At 44.0% G+C, this 17736-nt stretch carries 13 protein-coding genes; 9 read left to right on the top strand and 4 right to left on the bottom strand.

Annotation, left to right across the window (positions count from 1 at the left end; genetic code table 11):
- Positions 1 to 88: 88 nt before the first annotated feature.
- Entirely contained in the window at positions 89 to 1615 is a 1527-nt protein-coding gene (locus tag NL644_RS05405) for an arylsulfatase (protein ID WP_005396660.1), read from the bottom strand.
- A gap of 140 nt (positions 1616 to 1755) precedes the next feature.
- Between NL644_RS05405 and NL644_RS05410 the strand changes: the two genes are divergently transcribed.
- Positions 1756 to 2613: a LysR family transcriptional regulator gene (locus NL644_RS05410; RefSeq protein WP_005396661.1), complete on the top strand. Its 858-nt coding sequence runs from the start codon at positions 1756 to 1758 to the stop codon at positions 2611 to 2613.
- A 123-nt stretch (positions 2614 to 2736) separates the two neighbouring features.
- On the opposite strand, the gene NL644_RS05415 is transcribed toward NL644_RS05410, so the two are convergent.
- Complete coding sequence (locus NL644_RS05415; RefSeq protein WP_046875994.1) at positions 2737 to 4284, bottom strand: arylsulfatase; 1548 nt, start codon at positions 4282 to 4284, stop codon at positions 2737 to 2739.
- A gap of 330 nt (positions 4285 to 4614) precedes the next feature.
- Here NL644_RS05415 and NL644_RS05420 point away from each other — a divergent pair, with 330 nt between their 5' ends.
- The 3 genes from NL644_RS05420 to NL644_RS05430 all read left to right on the top strand — a co-directional run bounded on the left by NL644_RS05420 (position 4615) and on the right by NL644_RS05430 (position 7640).
- Entirely contained in the window at positions 4615 to 4986 is a 372-nt protein-coding gene (locus NL644_RS05420) for a winged helix-turn-helix domain-containing protein (RefSeq protein WP_253658126.1), read from the top strand.
- 89 nt (positions 4987 to 5075) lie between these two features.
- Positions 5076 to 7430 (top strand): fatty acid cis/trans isomerase, encoded by a 2355-nt coding sequence (locus tag NL644_RS05425; RefSeq protein ID WP_164665550.1) that lies wholly within the window; start codon positions 5076 to 5078, stop codon positions 7428 to 7430.
- A gap of 18 nt (positions 7431 to 7448) precedes the next feature.
- Positions 7449 to 7640 carry a hypothetical protein gene (locus NL644_RS05430; RefSeq protein WP_005376565.1) on the top strand — a complete coding sequence of 64 codons (192 nt, stop codon included), beginning with the start codon at positions 7449 to 7451 and terminating at the stop codon, positions 7638 to 7640.
- Between the two features lie 49 nt (positions 7641 to 7689).
- On the opposite strand, the gene torS is transcribed toward NL644_RS05430, so the two are convergent.
- A complete protein-coding gene (gene torS / locus NL644_RS05435; RefSeq protein ID WP_253658127.1) occupies positions 7690 to 10653 on the bottom strand; it encodes a TMAO reductase system sensor histidine kinase/response regulator TorS in 2964 nt (987 codons plus the stop codon).
- Between the two features lie 43 nt (positions 10654 to 10696).
- Between torS and torT the strand changes: the two genes are divergently transcribed.
- Entirely contained in the window at positions 10697 to 11746 is a 1050-nt protein-coding gene (gene torT, locus NL644_RS05440) for a TMAO reductase system periplasmic protein TorT (RefSeq protein ID WP_301949525.1), read from the top strand.
- Between the two features lie 64 nt (positions 11747 to 11810).
- Positions 11811 to 12266, top strand: a complete 456-nt coding sequence (locus tag NL644_RS05445; RefSeq protein ID WP_005376571.1) for a methylglyoxal synthase — start codon at positions 11811 to 11813, stop codon at positions 12264 to 12266.
- A 77-nt stretch (positions 12267 to 12343) separates the two neighbouring features.
- Here the strand turns inward: NL644_RS05445 and helD are convergent, their stop codons facing one another.
- Complete coding sequence (gene helD, locus NL644_RS05450; RefSeq protein WP_253658129.1) at positions 12344 to 14413, bottom strand: DNA helicase IV; 2070 nt, start codon at positions 14411 to 14413, stop codon at positions 12344 to 12346.
- 323 nt (positions 14414 to 14736) lie between these two features.
- On the opposite strand from helD, the gene yccS reads away from it, so the two are divergent.
- The 3 genes from yccS (at position 14737) to NL644_RS05465 (ending at position 17688) form a co-directional block, all read left to right on the top strand.
- The gene (gene yccS / locus NL644_RS05455) at positions 14737 to 16890 is read left to right on the top strand and encodes a YccS family putative transporter (RefSeq protein ID WP_005396670.1); all 2154 of its coding nucleotides are present in this window, start codon (positions 14737 to 14739) and stop codon (positions 16888 to 16890) included.
- 184 nt (positions 16891 to 17074) lie between these two features.
- Positions 17075 to 17305, top strand: coding sequence for a hypothetical protein (locus NL644_RS05460; RefSeq protein ID WP_041853076.1), 231 nt, complete (start codon positions 17075 to 17077; stop codon positions 17303 to 17305).
- 80 nt (positions 17306 to 17385) lie between these two features.
- Positions 17386 to 17688: a hypothetical protein gene (locus NL644_RS05465; RefSeq protein ID WP_005396673.1), complete on the top strand. Its 303-nt coding sequence runs from the start codon at positions 17386 to 17388 to the stop codon at positions 17686 to 17688.
- Positions 17689 to 17736 lie beyond the last annotated feature (48 nt).

The following is a 17736-nucleotide window of genomic DNA, read 5'->3' on the forward strand; positions in this document are numbered from 1 at the left end:
TATACCCAAATAACCTCGTAATCACATTTCAGCAGGAATTGAAGCTATTTGGGTATATAGCGCTCCGAAAAGCGCTATATAATATTAATTACTTAGAAGACTTAGGTACGAACGAACCTGCTTCCATACGAGGTGGGAATTCTTTGAATGTACCCATCACTTCTTTCACTGTATCCATCGCTGGCATCATTAAGAATGAACGCTCGTACATCCAACGAGAGTAACCCATACCTTGGTCACCACGTTCGAATGGGTCGATACTCAAGTCGAAGATCAATGGAACACGAAGTTTAGTAAACGGCTTGCGCCATACATCCATGCCTGTTTCATTCTCTTGAATCATAAAGTGGAACTTGTACTTTCCTTGGCGTAATGCCACAAGATCACCGTCATCGCTCCAGTAAACGAATTCGTTACGAGCAGATTTGTCTGACTTACCCGTTAGATATGGCAGTTGGTTGTAACCATCTAGGTGAACTTTATAGTCCATATCACCAACTTTCTTACCTTTTAGTAATTCATCTTTAACTTTGGTGTCACCCGCTGCAGCAACCAATGTCGGGAAGAAATCCTCTAATGACATCATGCCGTTGAACGTTTTACCTGCTTCGATGTTTCCAGGCCATTTAATCAACATCGGCACACGGAAACTGCCTTCCCAGCCAGTGTTTTTCTCAGAGCGGAATGGTGTCATCCCTGCATCAGGCCACAAATCAACCATAGGGCCGTTGTCAGTGGTGTAAACAATGATTGTATTGTCATCCACACCCAACTCTTTGATCTTGTTAAGTAGTTGACCAATTTGATCATCGTGCTGCTTAACACCATCCGCGTAGAAACCAGCGCCTGTTTTACCTTGGTATTCTTCAGGAACATGCGTGAAGTTGTGCATGCGAGTGGTGTTAAACCAAGTAAAGAACGGCTTATCCGCTTTTACTTGTTTTTCTATGAAGGTTTCCGCGGCATCAAGGAATTCACCGTCAACATTTTCCATACGCTTACGCGTAAGTGGACCGGTATCTTCAATTTTGCCGTCAGCGTAAGAGTGGATTACGCCACGAGGGCCAAATTTCTTCTTGAACTCTGGATCTTTAGGATAATCCACGTTCTCTGGCTCTTCTTCCGCGTTCAAGTGATATAGGTTGCCGAAAAACTCATCAAAACCGTGGTTGGTAGGAAGGTGTTCGTCTCGGTCGCCTAAATGGTTCTTACCAAATTGTCCGGTTGCATAACCCATTTGCTTAAGCACGGTTGCAATCGTTGGATCTTTTTCCGAGATACCTTGCGGAGCGCCTGGTAAGCCCACTTTTGATAGACCAGTACGTTTTGGCATTTGACCAGTAATGAATGCAGAACGACCTGCTGTCGAACTTTGCTGTGCGTAGAAGTTAGTGAACTTCGCACCTTCTTTAGCAATGCTATCGATGTTCGGCGTGTTGTACGCCATCATGCCTTGGTTGTAGGTACTAAGGTTCCAGTAACCAACATCATCACCAAAGATGACAAGAATGTTGGGTTTGTCCGCTGCGTGTGCAACTGCAGATGCAGCGCCTAATGCTAACGTACATGCGTTAAGTACGAGTTTTTTACTGCTCGTTTTGGTCGCATTTTTCATATTATCTCCAAGAGTTCGCTAGTGCGTAAAAATGGTATTCGCTTTTCAATACCATTGTTGATATAAGATAAAGCACTAATTTCAGGCGATAAATGCAGTCAGAATTAGTTAACCTATAAATTAAATTTATGAGTAACGTTATGGACTTGAATTTGATCCAAACTTTTCTTGTTGTCGCGGAGTTCCAATCTTATACGAAAGCCGCGGAACAATTGGGGCTGACACAACCCGCTGTGAGCGCTGCAATAAAGCGTTTAGAACAAGTGGTCGATAAGCAATTATTTGTCAAAAAAGGGCGAGGTATAGCACTAACATCCACCGCCTATCAACTGCTACCACAATTCCAGCAAGCGGTTAATATCATTGACAATGCGATATCCGATAAGAATCATTTTGAAGTGTGTTGTTCCGAAATTTTATTGCACATTATGGACCCGATAAAGAACACTATTTTTTATGAATCGCCTCCTGAAAAGTTCTTATTATTTGAGCTTCTAAGACAACAAAAAGTCGATCTTGTCATTGATACTGTTATCACAAAAGATGCCGCATTTATTATTGAAGATGCCTACGAAGAAGAGGCGGTGATTATCTGTCGTGAGAATCATCCCCGCGTGCAAGGCTCGCTCTCAAAAGAGCAGTTTTATGAGGAAACTCACTGTTTGTTTTCAGGGAAATGGAACAACATGAGCGGTTTTGAACAGCTATCCCAAGAAACTATTCAAGAGAGAAAAGTCGATTTGATCACATCTTCGCTTGCTGGTATGGCGTTGTACGTCGCGCAACGCGATTGTTTAGGCTTAGTGTCTCAATCTTTTGCAAACAAATGGAGTAAAGCCCTTAAGCTTCAAGTTCTGCAATGCCCTATTTCTATATGCGCTATCCCTTACAAGTTTGTTTACCATAAGCGAGAGATGAACAACCCTGCTCATATTGCGCTACGTGAAAAAATTAAAGCGAACTTAACGGCAGCCCACTACGAGCCAGTTTCCTTGTAGGCCTTGTTGATTCGCATTTTCTTTGCCATTCGTTGCTCTGAAAGCTTTTATTAGACGGAAAAAAGAGGCTCATATGAGCCTCTTTTCTATATGGTTGCATCGTATTGCTTACGTAGCACTAGCCTACTTATTTGGGTTCTCTTTTAATTTCTCCATCACCTGATCGAGCGAGAAGCTTGCCGCTTTTTGCCTTGGTGGGAACTCTTTAAATGTTTCGAGGAATCTGCCTACGTAAGCTTGTGCAGGAACAAGCATGTAAGCACGGTCTAGCATCCAATCATAGTAGGTGTTGGAAGTGATATCTGCCACTTCGTAAGGATCCATACGTAAATTGAAGATCTTAGGAACTCGAAGTGTAGTGAATGGTTCCGCCCAAATGCGCAGCGTACCTTTTGCTCGTTGCTCCATGAAAACCAGTTTCCACTTGTTATAACGAAGTGCGGTTAAGTCTCCATCATCCGAGAAGTAAAAAATCTCTTCACGCGGTGCTTTCTCTTCTTTGCCAGTTAAATATGGCAGGAAGTTGTAACCATCGAGATGCACTTTGAATTTCTTACCATTCGCACTATAGCCTTTGAGTAATTTCTCTTTGATACTGTCATCACCCGCGGCAGCAACGAAAGTTGGCATCCAGTCCATATGGTGCATGATATCATTCGAGACAGAGCCAGCTTTAATTTTACCCGGCCAACGTACCATCGCAGGGACTCGATACGCACCTTCCCAGTTGGTATTTTTCTCTCCACGGAATGGCGTTGTACCTGCATCTGGCCATGAGTTCATGTGTGGACCATTATCGGTTGAATAAAAGACTATCGTGTTGTCTTTTATGCCCAAATCGTCCACTTTTTTCAGTAGTTGGCCGACATGATTATCATGCTCGACCATGCCATCTGCATACTCACTGATGCCTGTTTTTCCCGAATTCTCTTCTTTCACGTGGGTGCGGAAATGCATACGCGTTGCGTTCCACCAAACGAAGAAAGGTTTTTCAGCTTTGACGGCACGATCCATAAAATCGAGAGCCGCATCCAACGTCTCTTCATCCACGGTTTCCATACGCTTGCGAGTCAGAGGCCCAGTGTCCTCGATTTTGCCGTCAGCGTACGAGCGAATAACGCCTCGTGGACCAAACTTTTTACGAAACTCTGGATCTTTAGGGTAATCGACGTTTTCTGGTTCTTCCTCGGCGTTCAAGTGATAAAGGTTGCCAAAAAATTCATCGAAGCCGTGGTTAGTAGGCAAGTGTTCGTCTTTGTCGCCTAAATGATTTTTACCAAATTGACCCGTCATATAGCCCATCGGCTTCAACATTTCGGCAATGGTGGCATCTTCTTCCTTCAAGCCAAGATCCGCGCCAGGAAGCCCTACTTTACTTAAACCCGTTCTAAGGACGGTCTGGCCTGTGATAAAAGTAGAACGGCCCGCAGTACAAGATTGTTCACCGTAATAATCCGTGAACATCATGCCCTCTTTCGCGATGCTGTCTATGTTTGGTGTTTTGTATCCCATCAAGCCGAAGGTGTAAGCACTGAGATTGGACTGGCCAATATCATCACCCCAAATGACGAGAATGTTAGGTTTCTCTGCCGCGATACTGCTACTTGTCGCGCCAATTAAGGCGGCGGCAAGAATCGCTAATCGACGTTTTACGCCATATTTCGCTGTCATATAAACCTCTGTGTGTATTAGAAAAGAGCTTCCTGCAACAGAATGTATAGTCTAGAAATAGTGGATAAGCGAATCTTAGAAATAAGAACTTTAGATACATTAACAGCTGCTCTAGTCCCCAAAATAGCTGATTATTTGCTTTAGAAATTGTGGTAATACCTATTGATTTGGCGATTTAAATTGGTGCTCTTTCCGTTGTAGAGTTATTTCTTCCATATCAGAATTTTGATATGACTCAGACATATTGCATTACAAATAAAATACAGCATTGATTTCACGCCAACATTAATGATAATGGTTTTTACTATCATTAATAATTAAAATGCCAATATGTTTGAGTCTAACCTTTCGTCTGCTCCTAAGACGGCAGCTTCCGATAACGGTCTCAATAATGAATATGAGCTCGTACTGGACAAGCACAGCCATACTGTGATGATAAATCGTCCGCCAGACAAAAAGTTAGTTCAGCTTACAAGCGTTCAATTCGAGCTGCTCCGTACTCTGACTCATTATCAAGATCAAGTGCTTAGCAAACCTTTCCTTTATGAAACGGTATTGAAGCGCACGTTCTCAGAGCATGACCGCGCACTCGATATGCACATTAGTAGAATAAGAAAACGACTGGTTAGCGAAGGGATTAACGCGGATCGAATTCAGACCGTTCATCGACAAGGTTATGTATTTAAGCATGCGAAAAAGTAAAGAAATCGCGGCGAATTGCTCCAACTTTTGGTAATTGACCGCTTATTTTGCTTTAATTAATGCAAATTCTAATCACGTAAAATAACTCAATGAATTTGCGCTTAATTTTTATACTTTGCATTGCTACATTGTTTGCTGGCTGTGCAACCTATGCGGGCCTTAACTATGACCAACTGTTTGGTCCACAGCTCGTTCGTGAACGTACGGCGGACGTGGCTACACCTCAAGCAAACTTCTTCCAAAGCGAAGTCAAACCCATTATGGATAACCGCTGTGTCGTCTGTCATGCGTGCTACGATGCACCATGTCAGCTTAAGCTTTCTTCCGTTGAGGGTATTGACCGTGGCGCGAGCAAAGCACTGGTATATGAAGGAACAAGACTTACTGCCGCCGCGCCAACACGCTTATTCGAAGATGCAGAAACAACCCAAGAGTGGCGCGATGCGGGTTTTCATCCGGTACTTAACGAACGTGATCAGAGCATGGCGGCCAACATTGATGCAGGCCTCATTGCACGTTTGCTACAACAAAAAGAACGCCACCCGCTGCCTGATCAAGTCCAGTTAGAAGGTTTTGATTTTTCGATAGACCGAGAACAAACCTGTCCAACAATTGAAGAGTACGAACAGTACGAAAAAGATAACCCAACCTGGGGAATGCCTTTTGGTATGCCAAACCTATCAAACAGTGAATACCACACACTGATGACTTGGCTGGAAAACGGCGCGATAATGAACGTTCACCAACCAATTAGTGAACAAGAGCAAGCTCAAATTGACAAGTATGAAACTTTGCTCAATCGCGCTGATCTAAAAAATCAACTGATGGCTCGCTATATTTACGAGCATTTGTTTTTGTCTCACCTCTACTTTTCAGAACTCACTGAAGATCCTCGATTTTTTACGTTAGTTCGTTCTTCTACTCCACCGGGGCAACCAGTAAAACGTATTTCAACACGTCGCCCGTACGATGATCCCGGGGTTGAGCGCGTGTTTTATCGAATTATTCCAGAACAAGGGACGATTGTAGATAAAACGCACATGCCGTTCGCGTTAAACAAGCAACGTATTGAAAACTGGAACACATGGTTTATCGATGCTGATTACACGGTTAATCAACTACCGAGTTATGAACCTGAAGTTGCTGCAAACCCGATGACATCATTTATCGATCTTCCGGTTAAATCACGCTTCAAGTTTATGTTGGACAATGCGCAAAACACGATCATGGCTTACATTAAAGGGCCTGTTTGTCGTGGCCAACTTGCACTGAATGTTATCAATGATCGCTTTTGGATATTCTTTCTAGATCCAGATAAAGCAGATATCCCTGAAGTAAATGAGTTTTACCGATCTCAGGCTGATAACCTAAGACTGCCAGCAGAGCAGGAAAGCAACACGCTGCCTGTTACCAACTGGGTTAAATACGCGCGTCAGCAAGCTCGCTACCTAGAAGCCAAGTCTGAATTTACCAATAACTGGTTTAAGGAAGGCGAAAACCTATCCACCGACGTAATTTGGGACGGTAATGGCACCAACCACAATGCGGCATTAACGATTTTCCGCCACTTTGACAGCGCGTCTGTCGTACAAGGGTTAGTTGGCGAGCAGCCGAAAACGGTATGGATTCTTGACTACGCGTTACTAGAACGCATCCACTATTTGCTCGTTGCTGGGTTTGATGTGTATGGCAACTTCGGCCACCAACTCATGACACGAATGTTCATGGACTTCTTGCGTCTGGAAGGCGAAAGTAACTTTATCTCGTTGCTGCCAACCGACATGCGTCATGAACTGCAATCAAGCTGGTATAAAGATCAAAGTCCACAGTTAAGTGACTTTTTACAACGCAACGTGAAGCCATTTAACCAACCAACCAGCGTCGAGTTCAAAACTGACGATCCAAAAACAGAGTTAGTCGAGTTGCTTAGAGAACGAGTTTCAGATGTTCTTCTTCCGCGCTACGAGGTTAAAGATACTGAGCTTTCTGCTCAAAGTGAACAACAGCTCCAACGTATTGGCCAAGTTCGTGGAGAAGGCCTGAAAACCGTTCCGCAAATCACCATGCTTATGGTGAGAAGCCAGTCTGGAAAAGATGAGTTATTCACCCTACTTCACAATAATGCACACACGAATATTTCTAGCTTGTTTGATGAAGAAAGCAACCGCGACTTTGCTAACGATGATATGACCATCGTACGTGGCGTTGTTGGGAGCTACCCAGCGGCATTTTTCTCGATCAACGAAAATCAAGTAAAAGAATTTGTCGATCAATTTAGTGCCATCCAAAATGAATCCGATTACGTTAAGTTGTTGGATAATTTTGCGATTCGCAGAAGCTCAGAAAAATTCTGGCCGTTTAGCGATCGTCTGCACAATTGGTACCGTACAAAACAACCGATCGAATTTGGATTACTTGACTATAATCGTTTTGAGAATCGATGATGATTTAAGGGGGTTCTCATGGGTATCCGAGATAACATTGCCGCTCTTGAACAACAGATTTACGTTGCTTGTTCTGAGGGAGACTACGAAACGGTCAACATGCTTGAGCATCAACTCGAATACTTGCGTGGCAAAGTGGAGCATCCTTTTGATGACGACCCTTATGCCCTAGACACTCGATTCGAGTGGGAAGATGACATGACCGAATAGAAAAAACCTCCGGCTTGCCGGAGGTTTTTGTTTTTGGGATGCAATTGATTTACTTCGCCATCAACTCATCAAGAGCTTGAATTGATTCAGACACTTGAGACGCCAATTGATCTTTAGTCGCCATATAGGTATCTAAAGGTTGAGGCGCAGCTTCAATTGCTTGGCAAGAGTTCATTAATGCCGTAAGCCCTAAACTCCCTGCGCTGCCTTTTAGTTTGTGAGCAAGGTTCTTCACTTCTTTACTGTCATTACCACCAGCAGACGCTTGCAGCTTGCTTAGTACATCGGCACTGGTCGTTCTAAACAGATTAATGATGTGCAACATCTTCTCTCTGCCCAAGATTTTCATATCGGACTCAATCACGCTCGGGTTAATGATGACCACATCTGATTCCTCTGTTTTAGGGACTTGAACAACCTTTGATTGTATCGCTTGTTCTTGAGGCGAAGTTTGATCAAACGGGGTACAGTCGGCATTTTGTGGCAATAACAACGGTTTTCCATCCAGCACATCCTGAATCAATGCCGCTAGTGCTTCTTTTGCCAATGGTTTAGGTAAATACCCGTCAAAACCTGCAGCTAAATAGCGCTCAACTTCTTCGGCAAAAACGTGCGCAGACACTGCGATCATAGGCGTAGCAGCAAGGGCTTTATTGGCTGGTTTGTTACATTCAATTTGTTTTAAACGTTGGATTAACTCGGTTCCATCACAGTCTGGCAAGTTGATGTCGACTAAAGCGATATCAAAATCCTGCGTGCTGATCAGTTGCTCTGCCTGTGAACCGTTTTCTGCCATCACGACCTGGTGGCCCATGCTTTCTAAAAAGCCTTCCGCAACCACTCGGTTTACTTCATTGTCTTCTACCAACAAGACTTTCGCTTTCACTTTGCAGCGCGCGGTTGCCACTGCACCGGTTTCAACAGGCTCACTTTCCTCTAATGGAATGGAGAACCAGAATCGACTGCCATGTCCTTCTTCAGAATCGACTTCTAAAATACCGCCCATCGCTTCAATGATTCGTTTACTGATGGCAAGGCCAAGCCCCGTTCCTCCAGTTTGACTCATCCCACCTTCGGCTTGCGTGAAGGCATCAAACAACGTTCTCTGATCTTTTTTGGCAATACCTATCCCGGTATCTGATACTTCGAATAGGACTTGCGACTCATCCTCTGGGTTGAGGCTCACATAGATATCAATTTCACCTTCGTCAGTAAATTTAATCGCGTTTCCGACGAGGTTGTTCAGAACCTGACTGATTCTGGTGACATCCCCTTTCCAATAGCGACTTACATCACTTTCAATATGATAGGAAAACAACAGCTTCTTCTCTTGAGCTCGGCTGTTCATTAACTGGAAAGTGTCTTCAACCATTTGGTGTAAATCGAAGCCCATGTGGCGAATCTCTAAATGCCCTGCTTCAATCTTGGAGTAGTCCAGCACATCATTCAGAATCGCGAGCAACGTTTTACCACTGCGGTTGATGATTTCCGCATAACGCTTTTGAATAGGGTTGAGGCCTGAATCAATCAACAAACGTGCCGTTCCGAGCACTCCATTCATCGGCGTTCTGATCTCATGGCTCATGGTCGCCAAGAATGCTGATTTAGCTCGACTCGCTTGCTCTGCTTGCTTACGAGCTTTCGCGTGATTCAAAACCTCTTCATTCAAACGGCGGTTCGCTTGTTTTAACTGTGAAGTGCGTTGCTCAACGAGCTCTTCCAAATGCTCTTTGTGCTCTTCGAGCTCACGCTTGGCTTGAGCTTCTCCCTCTGCGACCACTTTTAGCGCTTGCGCTGTATTTCGAGCCGTGATGATAGCTTGCCCCATATGCGCTAGCTCATCTTTGCCTTTTACCTCCAGCTCGACGGCTAAGTTACCCTGCGCCACAGAAAGCAGCGCGGCAGAGTACTCTGCCAATCGCTTAACCACAGAAAGGTATACAACACGCCATAAAATCAGCACCAACACAATCAAACCAACAATTGAAATCACCGTTAGAGACCACTGAGCGAATTTCAGCGTGCTCGTCAATTCATCCACAGCGACGGTTGTTGTTTTGTTTGAATCATCAACCAATTTGTTTACGGTACCATTCAGCTCCGAAAACAATTCCAGTGTCTTTTGCATCAGTTGTTGAGATTGTTCGTTATTCTCATACTGCTGCATCAAAATAGTGAACACGACCTGACGCTTACCGAGCTCTGTTAGTAGTTGGCTCATTTGTTTAGAGCGAGTGGGATCTTCTACGGCAAGCACACGGCGCTTCATGATTTTGAGATTACTTTCAAAATCACTTTGCACCTGCTGGATTCGCTCAATATTGGTTAATGTGCGAGCTTCTTCAATTTGATTCAGCATTTTAAAAGCCAATAAGTGCAGCTCATGCAATCGCTCTGTCAGATCTAGATCCACTTCCACCAGCGCATCTAGTGCCTGATAAACTTGCGATTTTTTATTCGATTCTAATAAGTCATAGATATGTGTGACGTTAGCAACGGCAATGGTGCTCGTGTTCTGAACTTGCGTGCGAGTTAGCTGTTCCAACTCTTCACTCAGTAAGCGCATCTCTTCGACACGAGTATCAATCTCTTTTGCCAGCCACAGCTTTCTTTCAACCGAAACACCAAGTTCTGCCAAGTTGTCGATAACGTTCTGGACGTTATTCTCGAGATCTTCTAGCAATTGAGAATCAAACGACTCACTCCCCAGCTCTTTGATATGAGTAAGCAATGATTCGAGCTGTTCGAAAAGCACACGCCCAGACTCTTTTCTTTCCTGCTCGTTTCTTGCGTTCGATAACAGTTGTACAGACGAAATGATGCGAGTACTCAACTCAGAGACTTGCCTCGCTTCAATCATGGCGGGAATTGCAGAATCCACGACATTTCTTTCCGTCTTGGCAACTAAAGAAAATCCAGACACACCAATAAGTGCCGATAATATAACCAGCATTGCCATCGCAATGAAAGACAACAAGAGTTTACGACCGATGCTTGCGGTTGCTAGCAACATATTTTCATGACCTTAATGTTCGTGTTCAGCGACATATTACGTTATATTTTGCAGTGTTTACTTAATCTATGCCAACGAACTTCATTTCATGGTTAAAAATCAACACGCATTTCGCACAATTTTCAAACATTCTGCAGTCACATTAGCCCTTGTCGCTTCTTTACCAGTGGTTGCAGCAGAAAAAGTATGTGCCATTTACCCTCACCTAAAGGATTCATACTGGTTATCAGTAAACTATGGAATGGTGTCCGAAGCGAAAAAAGAAGGCGTCGAGCTGAGAGTCCTTGAAGCGGGTGGCTACCCAAACAAAACGCGTCAAGAGCAACAACTCGCACTGTGCAGCCAATGGGGAGCAGATGCGATTGTCCTTGGGACCGTGGACCCACAAGCCTATGAACATTCGCTTAAGAATTGGGTCGGAAACATTCCTGTCTTTGCTACTGTGAACCAACTCGATCTGGATGAAGAGCAAAGTGAGCTGTTAAAAGGTACGGTCGGTGTTGACTGGCACTGGATGGGATACGAAGCAGGAAAATATCTCGCTGCTCGCCATCCAAAGGGATCAGGAAAAACAAACATTGCCTTGCTTTTGGGGCCGCGTACTCGTGGAGGTACGAAGCCCGTGACTGCCGGATTTTATGAAGCGATCCAAGGAAGTGATATCAACATCGTTAACTCGTTTTGGGCAGACAACGACAAAGAGTTACAGCGTAACTTGGTTCAACGTGTGATTGATATGGGAAATATAGATTATATCGTTGGCAGCGCGGTTGCGATTGAAGCCGCTATCAGTGAACTGCGTAGCGCAGGCAAAGCTGATGAGATCGGTTTGGTTTCTGTGTACTTAAGTCACGGTGTTTACCGAGGCCTATTGCGTAACAAAGTGCTCTTCGCACCAACAGATAAAATGGTGCAGCAAGGCAGGCTTTCCGTCATGCAAGCAGCGCATTACTTAAGGGGCAAAGAGTATGACAAACATGCCTCACCAACGATCAAACCACTGACTCCGAAGACACTTCATGACGATACGATCGAAGAATCGTTATCTCCGTCAGAATATAGGCCGACATTCCGTATTAAGGCTGTTGATTGAAAGACAAAAAACGTGTTCTATTAAATAACAACAATTTTAAAATCATACAAACGGAAACATCTTGATGCAAAAAACCATTCGTACCATGCCAACCCACAAACATGTGGCTTTGGTTGCCCATGACAACTGCAAACCTGAGCTACTTCGCTGGGTAAAAGAAAACAAAGAAAAACTGCAGAGTCACTTTCTTTACGCGACTGGCACAACCGGACACATGTTGAGCAAAGAAACTGGACTGGCGATTAAGAGCATGATCAGTGGCCCAATGGGCGGTGACCAACAACTTGGCGCGCTCATTTCAGAAGGTAAGATCGACGTTCTCGTTTTCTTCTGGGATCCGCTAAACGCCGTACCTCACGACCCAGACGTTAAAGCGCTTCTTCGTATTGCTAGCGTTTGGAATATTCCTGTGGCAACGAACCGAGCCACCGCTAAGTTCTTGTTTAACTCCCCTCTTCTTGAACAAGAAGTGGATATTGAAGTACCGGATTACGAAGCGTATCTTGCTGAACGCATGTAAGCTTTGATGCCAACCGAATAACGTAAAGGCGATACTGAGTATCGCCTTTATTATTTCTAAAATTCAGAACTCTGCCTTCAACGCGAAGTGATGATCGGATAATCACCATTGACGAGCTCTTGAACAAATGCGGACCCAGCGCCAGTGTGCGTAATCCAAACTTTCTCTTTCGCACGCGTAATCGCCACGTAAAACAGCCTGCGCTCTTCTGCGTGAGGGAATTTGTCTTTGGGCTCGGTCAATGCGCCATCAATGTGAATTTGCTTCTTCTTCGCAGGGAATTGCCCCTCATCCACAGAAAGAATAATGACAAAATCAGCCTCTCGCCCTTTACTCGCATGGCAAGTCATAAAACGAATATCGAGATTAGGAAAACGTCGCAACCAATCGTCATACAAGTCGGGCTTATGATAATGATTACGTCCTAACAATAAGACTGACTTGGTTTGCTTGGCTTGTTGATTCAATTGATCCAAGATCTTTTCAACTTGGTTACTCGGTGCGGTATGCACACTCTTCTGCTTACGTTGCTTGTGGCTATTTAGTGTTTTCGGCAATTGCGATGGGTTTTGCTGAACAAAAGTGTTTGCCACATCACCAATCTGATTGTTGAAACGATAAGTCGTATCTAGATGATGAACGGTAGAGTGAGCAAAGCGCTCTTTAAACCCAGTGATAAGATCGACGTCCGCACCAGCAAACTGATAGATGGCCTGCCAGTCATCACCAACCGCAAACAACGTCGCACCCGCTTGTTTCTGTGTGGATTCACACAGTGCTTCAATCAGTGCTAAACGGTCTGGAGAGATATCTTGGTACTCATCGACCATAATGAAGCGCCATGGGGAGACAAATTTCCCTTTATTTACATAATCTGTTGCACGACTGATCATGGTAGGGAAATCCACTTGATTGCTTTCTTTAAGCATTTTCTGCCACGCCGTAAAACATGGCCAACACAAGGCGAGTTCGCTGTTTAAACGAGTATAGTCTTGGTGATTTACCAACTTTTCTTGCACTTGCTTTTTGGTTAGCCCTACTGCAGCTAAGTGAGACAACTGAGAGTCTAGCCACGCGATCAGTTTTGGGTTTTCTGAGTGACTTCCTAACTCATCGTCCCCTTTTAAATAGGCAATCGGCCATTTGTCTAAATGTTTTTGCCAACGTTTAAAGTTAGTAGGCGTCATCCAATGCTTTTTCAGCCAATCTACACACCATGCTGTTCGCTGGTTGTCATCTAACGCCAACGGACTGATCTCAACAGGCTGTTGCTCAACTTGATTGAGTATATATAAGCCTAGTTGATGGAACGTATTCACACGCACACCGTCTGCGGCCATGCCTACTTTATCCACTAAACGCTCTTTCATTTCAGTCGCGGCATCACGACCGAAAGCCAGCATAAGCAACTCTTCTGCTTGAGCCTGGTGGCTTTGCAACAAGTATGCAACTCGAGCCGTTAAAACACTGGTTTTGCCAGAGCCTGCGCCAGCAAGGACTAAGTTGTGATCATCGTTGAGCAACACAGCATATTGCTGGGATAAGTTTAAAGGCGAAGATTCTATGCGATTAAACAGCACTTCCCAATTCGGACGTTCTTCCTCAAGCCAATCACGATTACGCTCACCAAGCGTCGCAGACGTATCAATAAGCCAAGGTTCTATTTCCGCCATGCGATTCGGCATCCGCATTTTGGCTTCTTCTAGAGTGGTTTTCATTTCGCTTAACTCTTGGTTAAGACTTTCCACCCAGGAGACCACTTGAGAGTGCGATAGATAGGCAGGAACATGCTTAAGTTTGTAGAGCTCTTCTTCCCACTTAGGTAGATACTCAGCCAGTTTTCGGCACTGAGTATTGTGCCATTCTTGATACTGACGAACAGCTTCAAGAGCAAACTTACGGCATTGTGGCCACGGTAGCCCTTGTACTAGCCAGCTTTGTTGTTTGCCTTCGTGCTCATGAGCAAAAAACTGCAAAGAGCTCCATAACAACCCACGCTTTACGCTAACTTTGCCATTCCAGATCGTAAAAGGAATATGTTCTTCACTGCCTATTGAGCTTAATAAAACACTGTTCTCTTTTATTTCGACGTGATGGTACTCATTTTGAATAAAAAACTGTGCTTTGCTAGTGGCAGTGAGCTGCATGAAACGTGCGCCTTTTAATTTAGAAGTTGTCGATTTATATCATTTTAAGGCGCCAAATTGTAGCAATGGCGAGCACCTAAGTAAGCATCTTCTTTTATTCTTTAATAAAATTCACATTACTGTCGATTTAGTAACCTAAAGCTCATTCTATTTGAAGCTGACTTTACAATTATAGACACATTGCATGGCTGCTTTAGTATAAGTCAATGACATCCCTGTTGATTTTATCAGCAACAACGAATTTTTCTTAAAGTAAATCATAAACGCGCTATAGTGGTTTTGGTAGTATTCCCCCGTTCTTCATCGGAAACATAAGGCGCATTGTGCAAGCAACTTCTAAATTTCGGCTCTATTGGGCAAACAAGACCATAAATTACAGCGTTCTTATCCTAATCACCTTACTGGGTGTGGTTATCCCGACTTGGTACTTCGAGCAAAATACGCTGATCACGCCGCTAATATTGGGCGTTATTGCTGCTGCTTTGGCAGAGAGTGATGACAGCTTCACTGGGCGCATCAAAGCGCTGATTCTGACCTTTCTCTGTTTTGCGCTCGCCGCTTTCTCAATTGAAATCTTGTTCGACACCCCTTGGGCATTTGCATTAGGGTTATTTATCTCAACCTTTGGTTTTATCATTCTTGGGGCGATAGGTCCTAAATATGCGAGCATTGCTTTTGGCTCTTTGCTGATCGCCATTTACACCATGCTTGGCGCACATGAGAGTACCAACATTTGGTTTCAGCCACTGCTGCTTTTAACTGGTGCGGCTTGGTATTACTTCATGTCGATGATTTGGCAGATATTTTGGCCTCTTCAGCCTGTGCAACAAAGCTTAGCCAATGTGTTCTTCCAAATGGCAAATTATCTCGATGCGAAAGCCAAGCTTTTTCACCCTGTCACCAACCTAACGCCACAGCCACTTCGGATTGAAGCCGCAAAGTGCAACGCAGCGACGGTAATGGCGCTAAACGCTTGCAAAGCCACATTACTAAACCGCTCGAAACGCGGCCACATTGATGGCCCTAGTGACCGATTCTTAAATATCTACTTCATCGCTCAAGACATCCACGAACGAGTCAGCTCTAGCCATTACCGCTATCAAGATTTAGCAACTGAATTTGAACGTTCTGATGTGCTGTTTCGCTTTAAATATCTTTTGGAATCTCAAGCCCAAGCGTGTCGTGATATTGCATTAGCGATTCAGCTAGGGAATGAATACTCACATACCGATCAGTCCATCTTGGCCTTAGCTGAAGTGCAAAATTCACTTGCTTACTTAGAAGAACAAAAGCAAGGACACTGGAAACGTCTGCTAATGCAGTTAACATATTTATTCAATAACTTAGCGACGGTAGAAAAGCAACTGAATAACATTAACAACCCAGATGTTGAGGGCCTAGAGGAAGATACGCTCGCCGATACTAACCCGCACACATTAAAAGCCATGTGGCAGCGTATATCCGCGAATTTACACAAAGATTCGATGCTGTTTCGACACGCATTGCGTATGTCGATTGCCTTGACGATTGGTTATGGAATCATTCAAGTATTCAACATCGACCGAGGTTACTGGATACTCTTAACCACTCTCTTCGTGTGTCAGCCAAACTACAGTGCAACGCGTCAAAAGCTGACAGCGCGAGTCATAGGCACATTAGCCGGTTTGTTAATTGGCGTACCATTACTGACTTTCTTCCCTTCTCAAGAAAGCCAGTTAGTATTCATCGTTATTTCTGGCGTGATGTTTTTCGCCTTTCGGATGAACAATTACGGATATGCAACTGGTTTTATCACACTACTGGTCCTCTTCTTATTCAACCAGTTAGGTGAAGGTTACGCGGTTGTGCTTCCTCGACTGGCCGATACCCTCATCGGGTGTGTGCTTGCTGTAGGAGCCGTACTGGTTATTTTGCCAGATTGGCAATCGAGAAGGCTGCACAAAGTCATGTCGGATGCGATAGATGCTAACAAACAGTATCTCGATCAGATCATTGGTCAGTATCGAATTGGTAAAAAGGACAACTTGAGCTATCGCATTGCTCGTCGTCAGGCCCATAACAGTGATGCCTCACTTTCTTCTGCCATAAGTACAATGCTTGCGGAACCTGGTAAATATCGTGCTGCCGTTGATGAGAGCTTCCGCTTCTTAACGTTAAATCACGCAATGCTGAACTATATTTCTGCTCTTGGTGCGCACCGAACTCGCATTGAAGATGAGTCAATTCATAAGCTCGTTTTAGATGCGCACCGCTGTATTCATCAGCATTTAGACGTTCTCCATAAACAGCTTCACCAGCATTGCGAAGAGTGCGATTTATCTAATATTGACGACGCAGGACTTGAGCAACGCTTAAATGAGTGGCGAGATGAAGATGATAGTTCCGCTCGCATGGTATTGCAGCAACTTCACCTTATCTATCGCATGCTCCCAGAGCTACATTCACTCGCCAGTAAGTTTGCAGTGAGGGTTAACTAGTAACACACGGATAGAAAAGGGAAGCGGATTGTCGCTTCCTTTTTTCTTTCTACTTTTCTATCTACCCCAAAGTGGGTAATTATGTACCTTCATAGGAAAAATCTGACGTATCACTTAACGCACCTTGACAATATTCGGACAAAAAGCAATCGATCAAATTCTAATCTATCTAGGTTGAATAAATATGTTGTATCCAAAGGACGAAGAATTTCGGGAAATGAAGGATAAACCGAATTACAACGAGGGTATTGAGATGAACGCACAACAATTTAATGAACTTAAACAAAAGCTCAGCGATTTAACGGCGAGTCAGTTGAAATCATTACAGGGTGAGATAAGCGTAAAGTTAAACAAAACGCAAAACCCAGTACTTTCTGTTGAAGAGCGAGAAATGCTTTCTAAACTGTTTGCTTAATCAAATCATTGATATAAAACACTTGAACGTTTTATAAACTCCACCTATGCTCTCATTAGCATAGTATTGGGAGTGGTGATATGCCTGTATCAGGAATTCAATCTGGGCACCAAATTGTTCAGATGTCACAGCAGATGGCTGAAAAAGCCGCGCATGGCATTAATGATAATTTAGGTAAAGTGAAAGAAGAGATCGCTTCTCACAACATCGATTTGGCTAAAGTGGCAGATGTCGCAATAACCGCTTCAACTCCTAGCCTCCCCTCTCAAAAAGTTGAATCACTCATCAACCTTACGCAAGCTGCAGGTTACAACCGAGTGGGTGCGTCCGTCATTGAGAAAAACAATGAAGTCATTGGCAGCTTACTCGATATTCACGTCTAAAACTTCTTAGTTCCGACCTGTCACTACAAATCCGTAACAAGCCCTCTT

The sequence above is a fragment of the Vibrio sp. Y10_XG_PY6 genome, from assembly GCF_024181795.1.
Lineage (GTDB): Bacteria > Pseudomonadota > Gammaproteobacteria > Enterobacterales > Vibrionaceae > Vibrio > Vibrio diabolicus.

Bases quoted from the DNA above. Each gene is read 5' to 3' on its own strand.
- NL644_RS05420 (WP_253658126.1), top strand. From the start codon at position 4,615: ATGTTTGAGTCTAACCTTTCGTCTGCTCCTAAGACGGCAGCTTCCGAT.
- NL644_RS05460 (WP_041853076.1), top strand. From the start codon at position 17,075: ATGTTGTATCCAAAGGACGAAGAATTTCGGGAAATGAAGGATAAACCG.
- NL644_RS05410 (WP_005396661.1), top strand. From the start codon at position 1,756: ATGGACTTGAATTTGATCCAAACTTTTCTTGTTGTCGCGGAGTTCCAA.
- NL644_RS05465 (WP_005396673.1), top strand. From the start codon at position 17,386: ATGCCTGTATCAGGAATTCAATCTGGGCACCAAATTGTTCAGATGTCA.
- NL644_RS05415 (WP_046875994.1), bottom strand. From the start codon at position 4,284: ATGACAGCGAAATATGGCGTAAAACGTCGATTAGCGATTCTTGCCGCC.
- NL644_RS05430 (WP_005376565.1), top strand. From the start codon at position 7,449: ATGGGTATCCGAGATAACATTGCCGCTCTTGAACAACAGATTTACGTT.
- NL644_RS05405 (WP_005396660.1), bottom strand. From the start codon at position 1,615: ATGAAAAATGCGACCAAAACGAGCAGTAAAAAACTCGTACTTAACGCA.
- NL644_RS05445 (WP_005376571.1), top strand. From the start codon at position 11,811: ATGCAAAAAACCATTCGTACCATGCCAACCCACAAACATGTGGCTTTG.
- torS (WP_253658127.1), bottom strand. From the start codon at position 10,653: ATGTTGCTAGCAACCGCAAGCATCGGTCGTAAACTCTTGTTGTCTTTC.
- helD (WP_253658129.1), bottom strand. From the start codon at position 14,413: ATGCAGCTCACTGCCACTAGCAAAGCACAGTTTTTTATTCAAAATGAG.
- NL644_RS05425 (WP_164665550.1), top strand. From the start codon at position 5,076: ATGAATTTGCGCTTAATTTTTATACTTTGCATTGCTACATTGTTTGCT.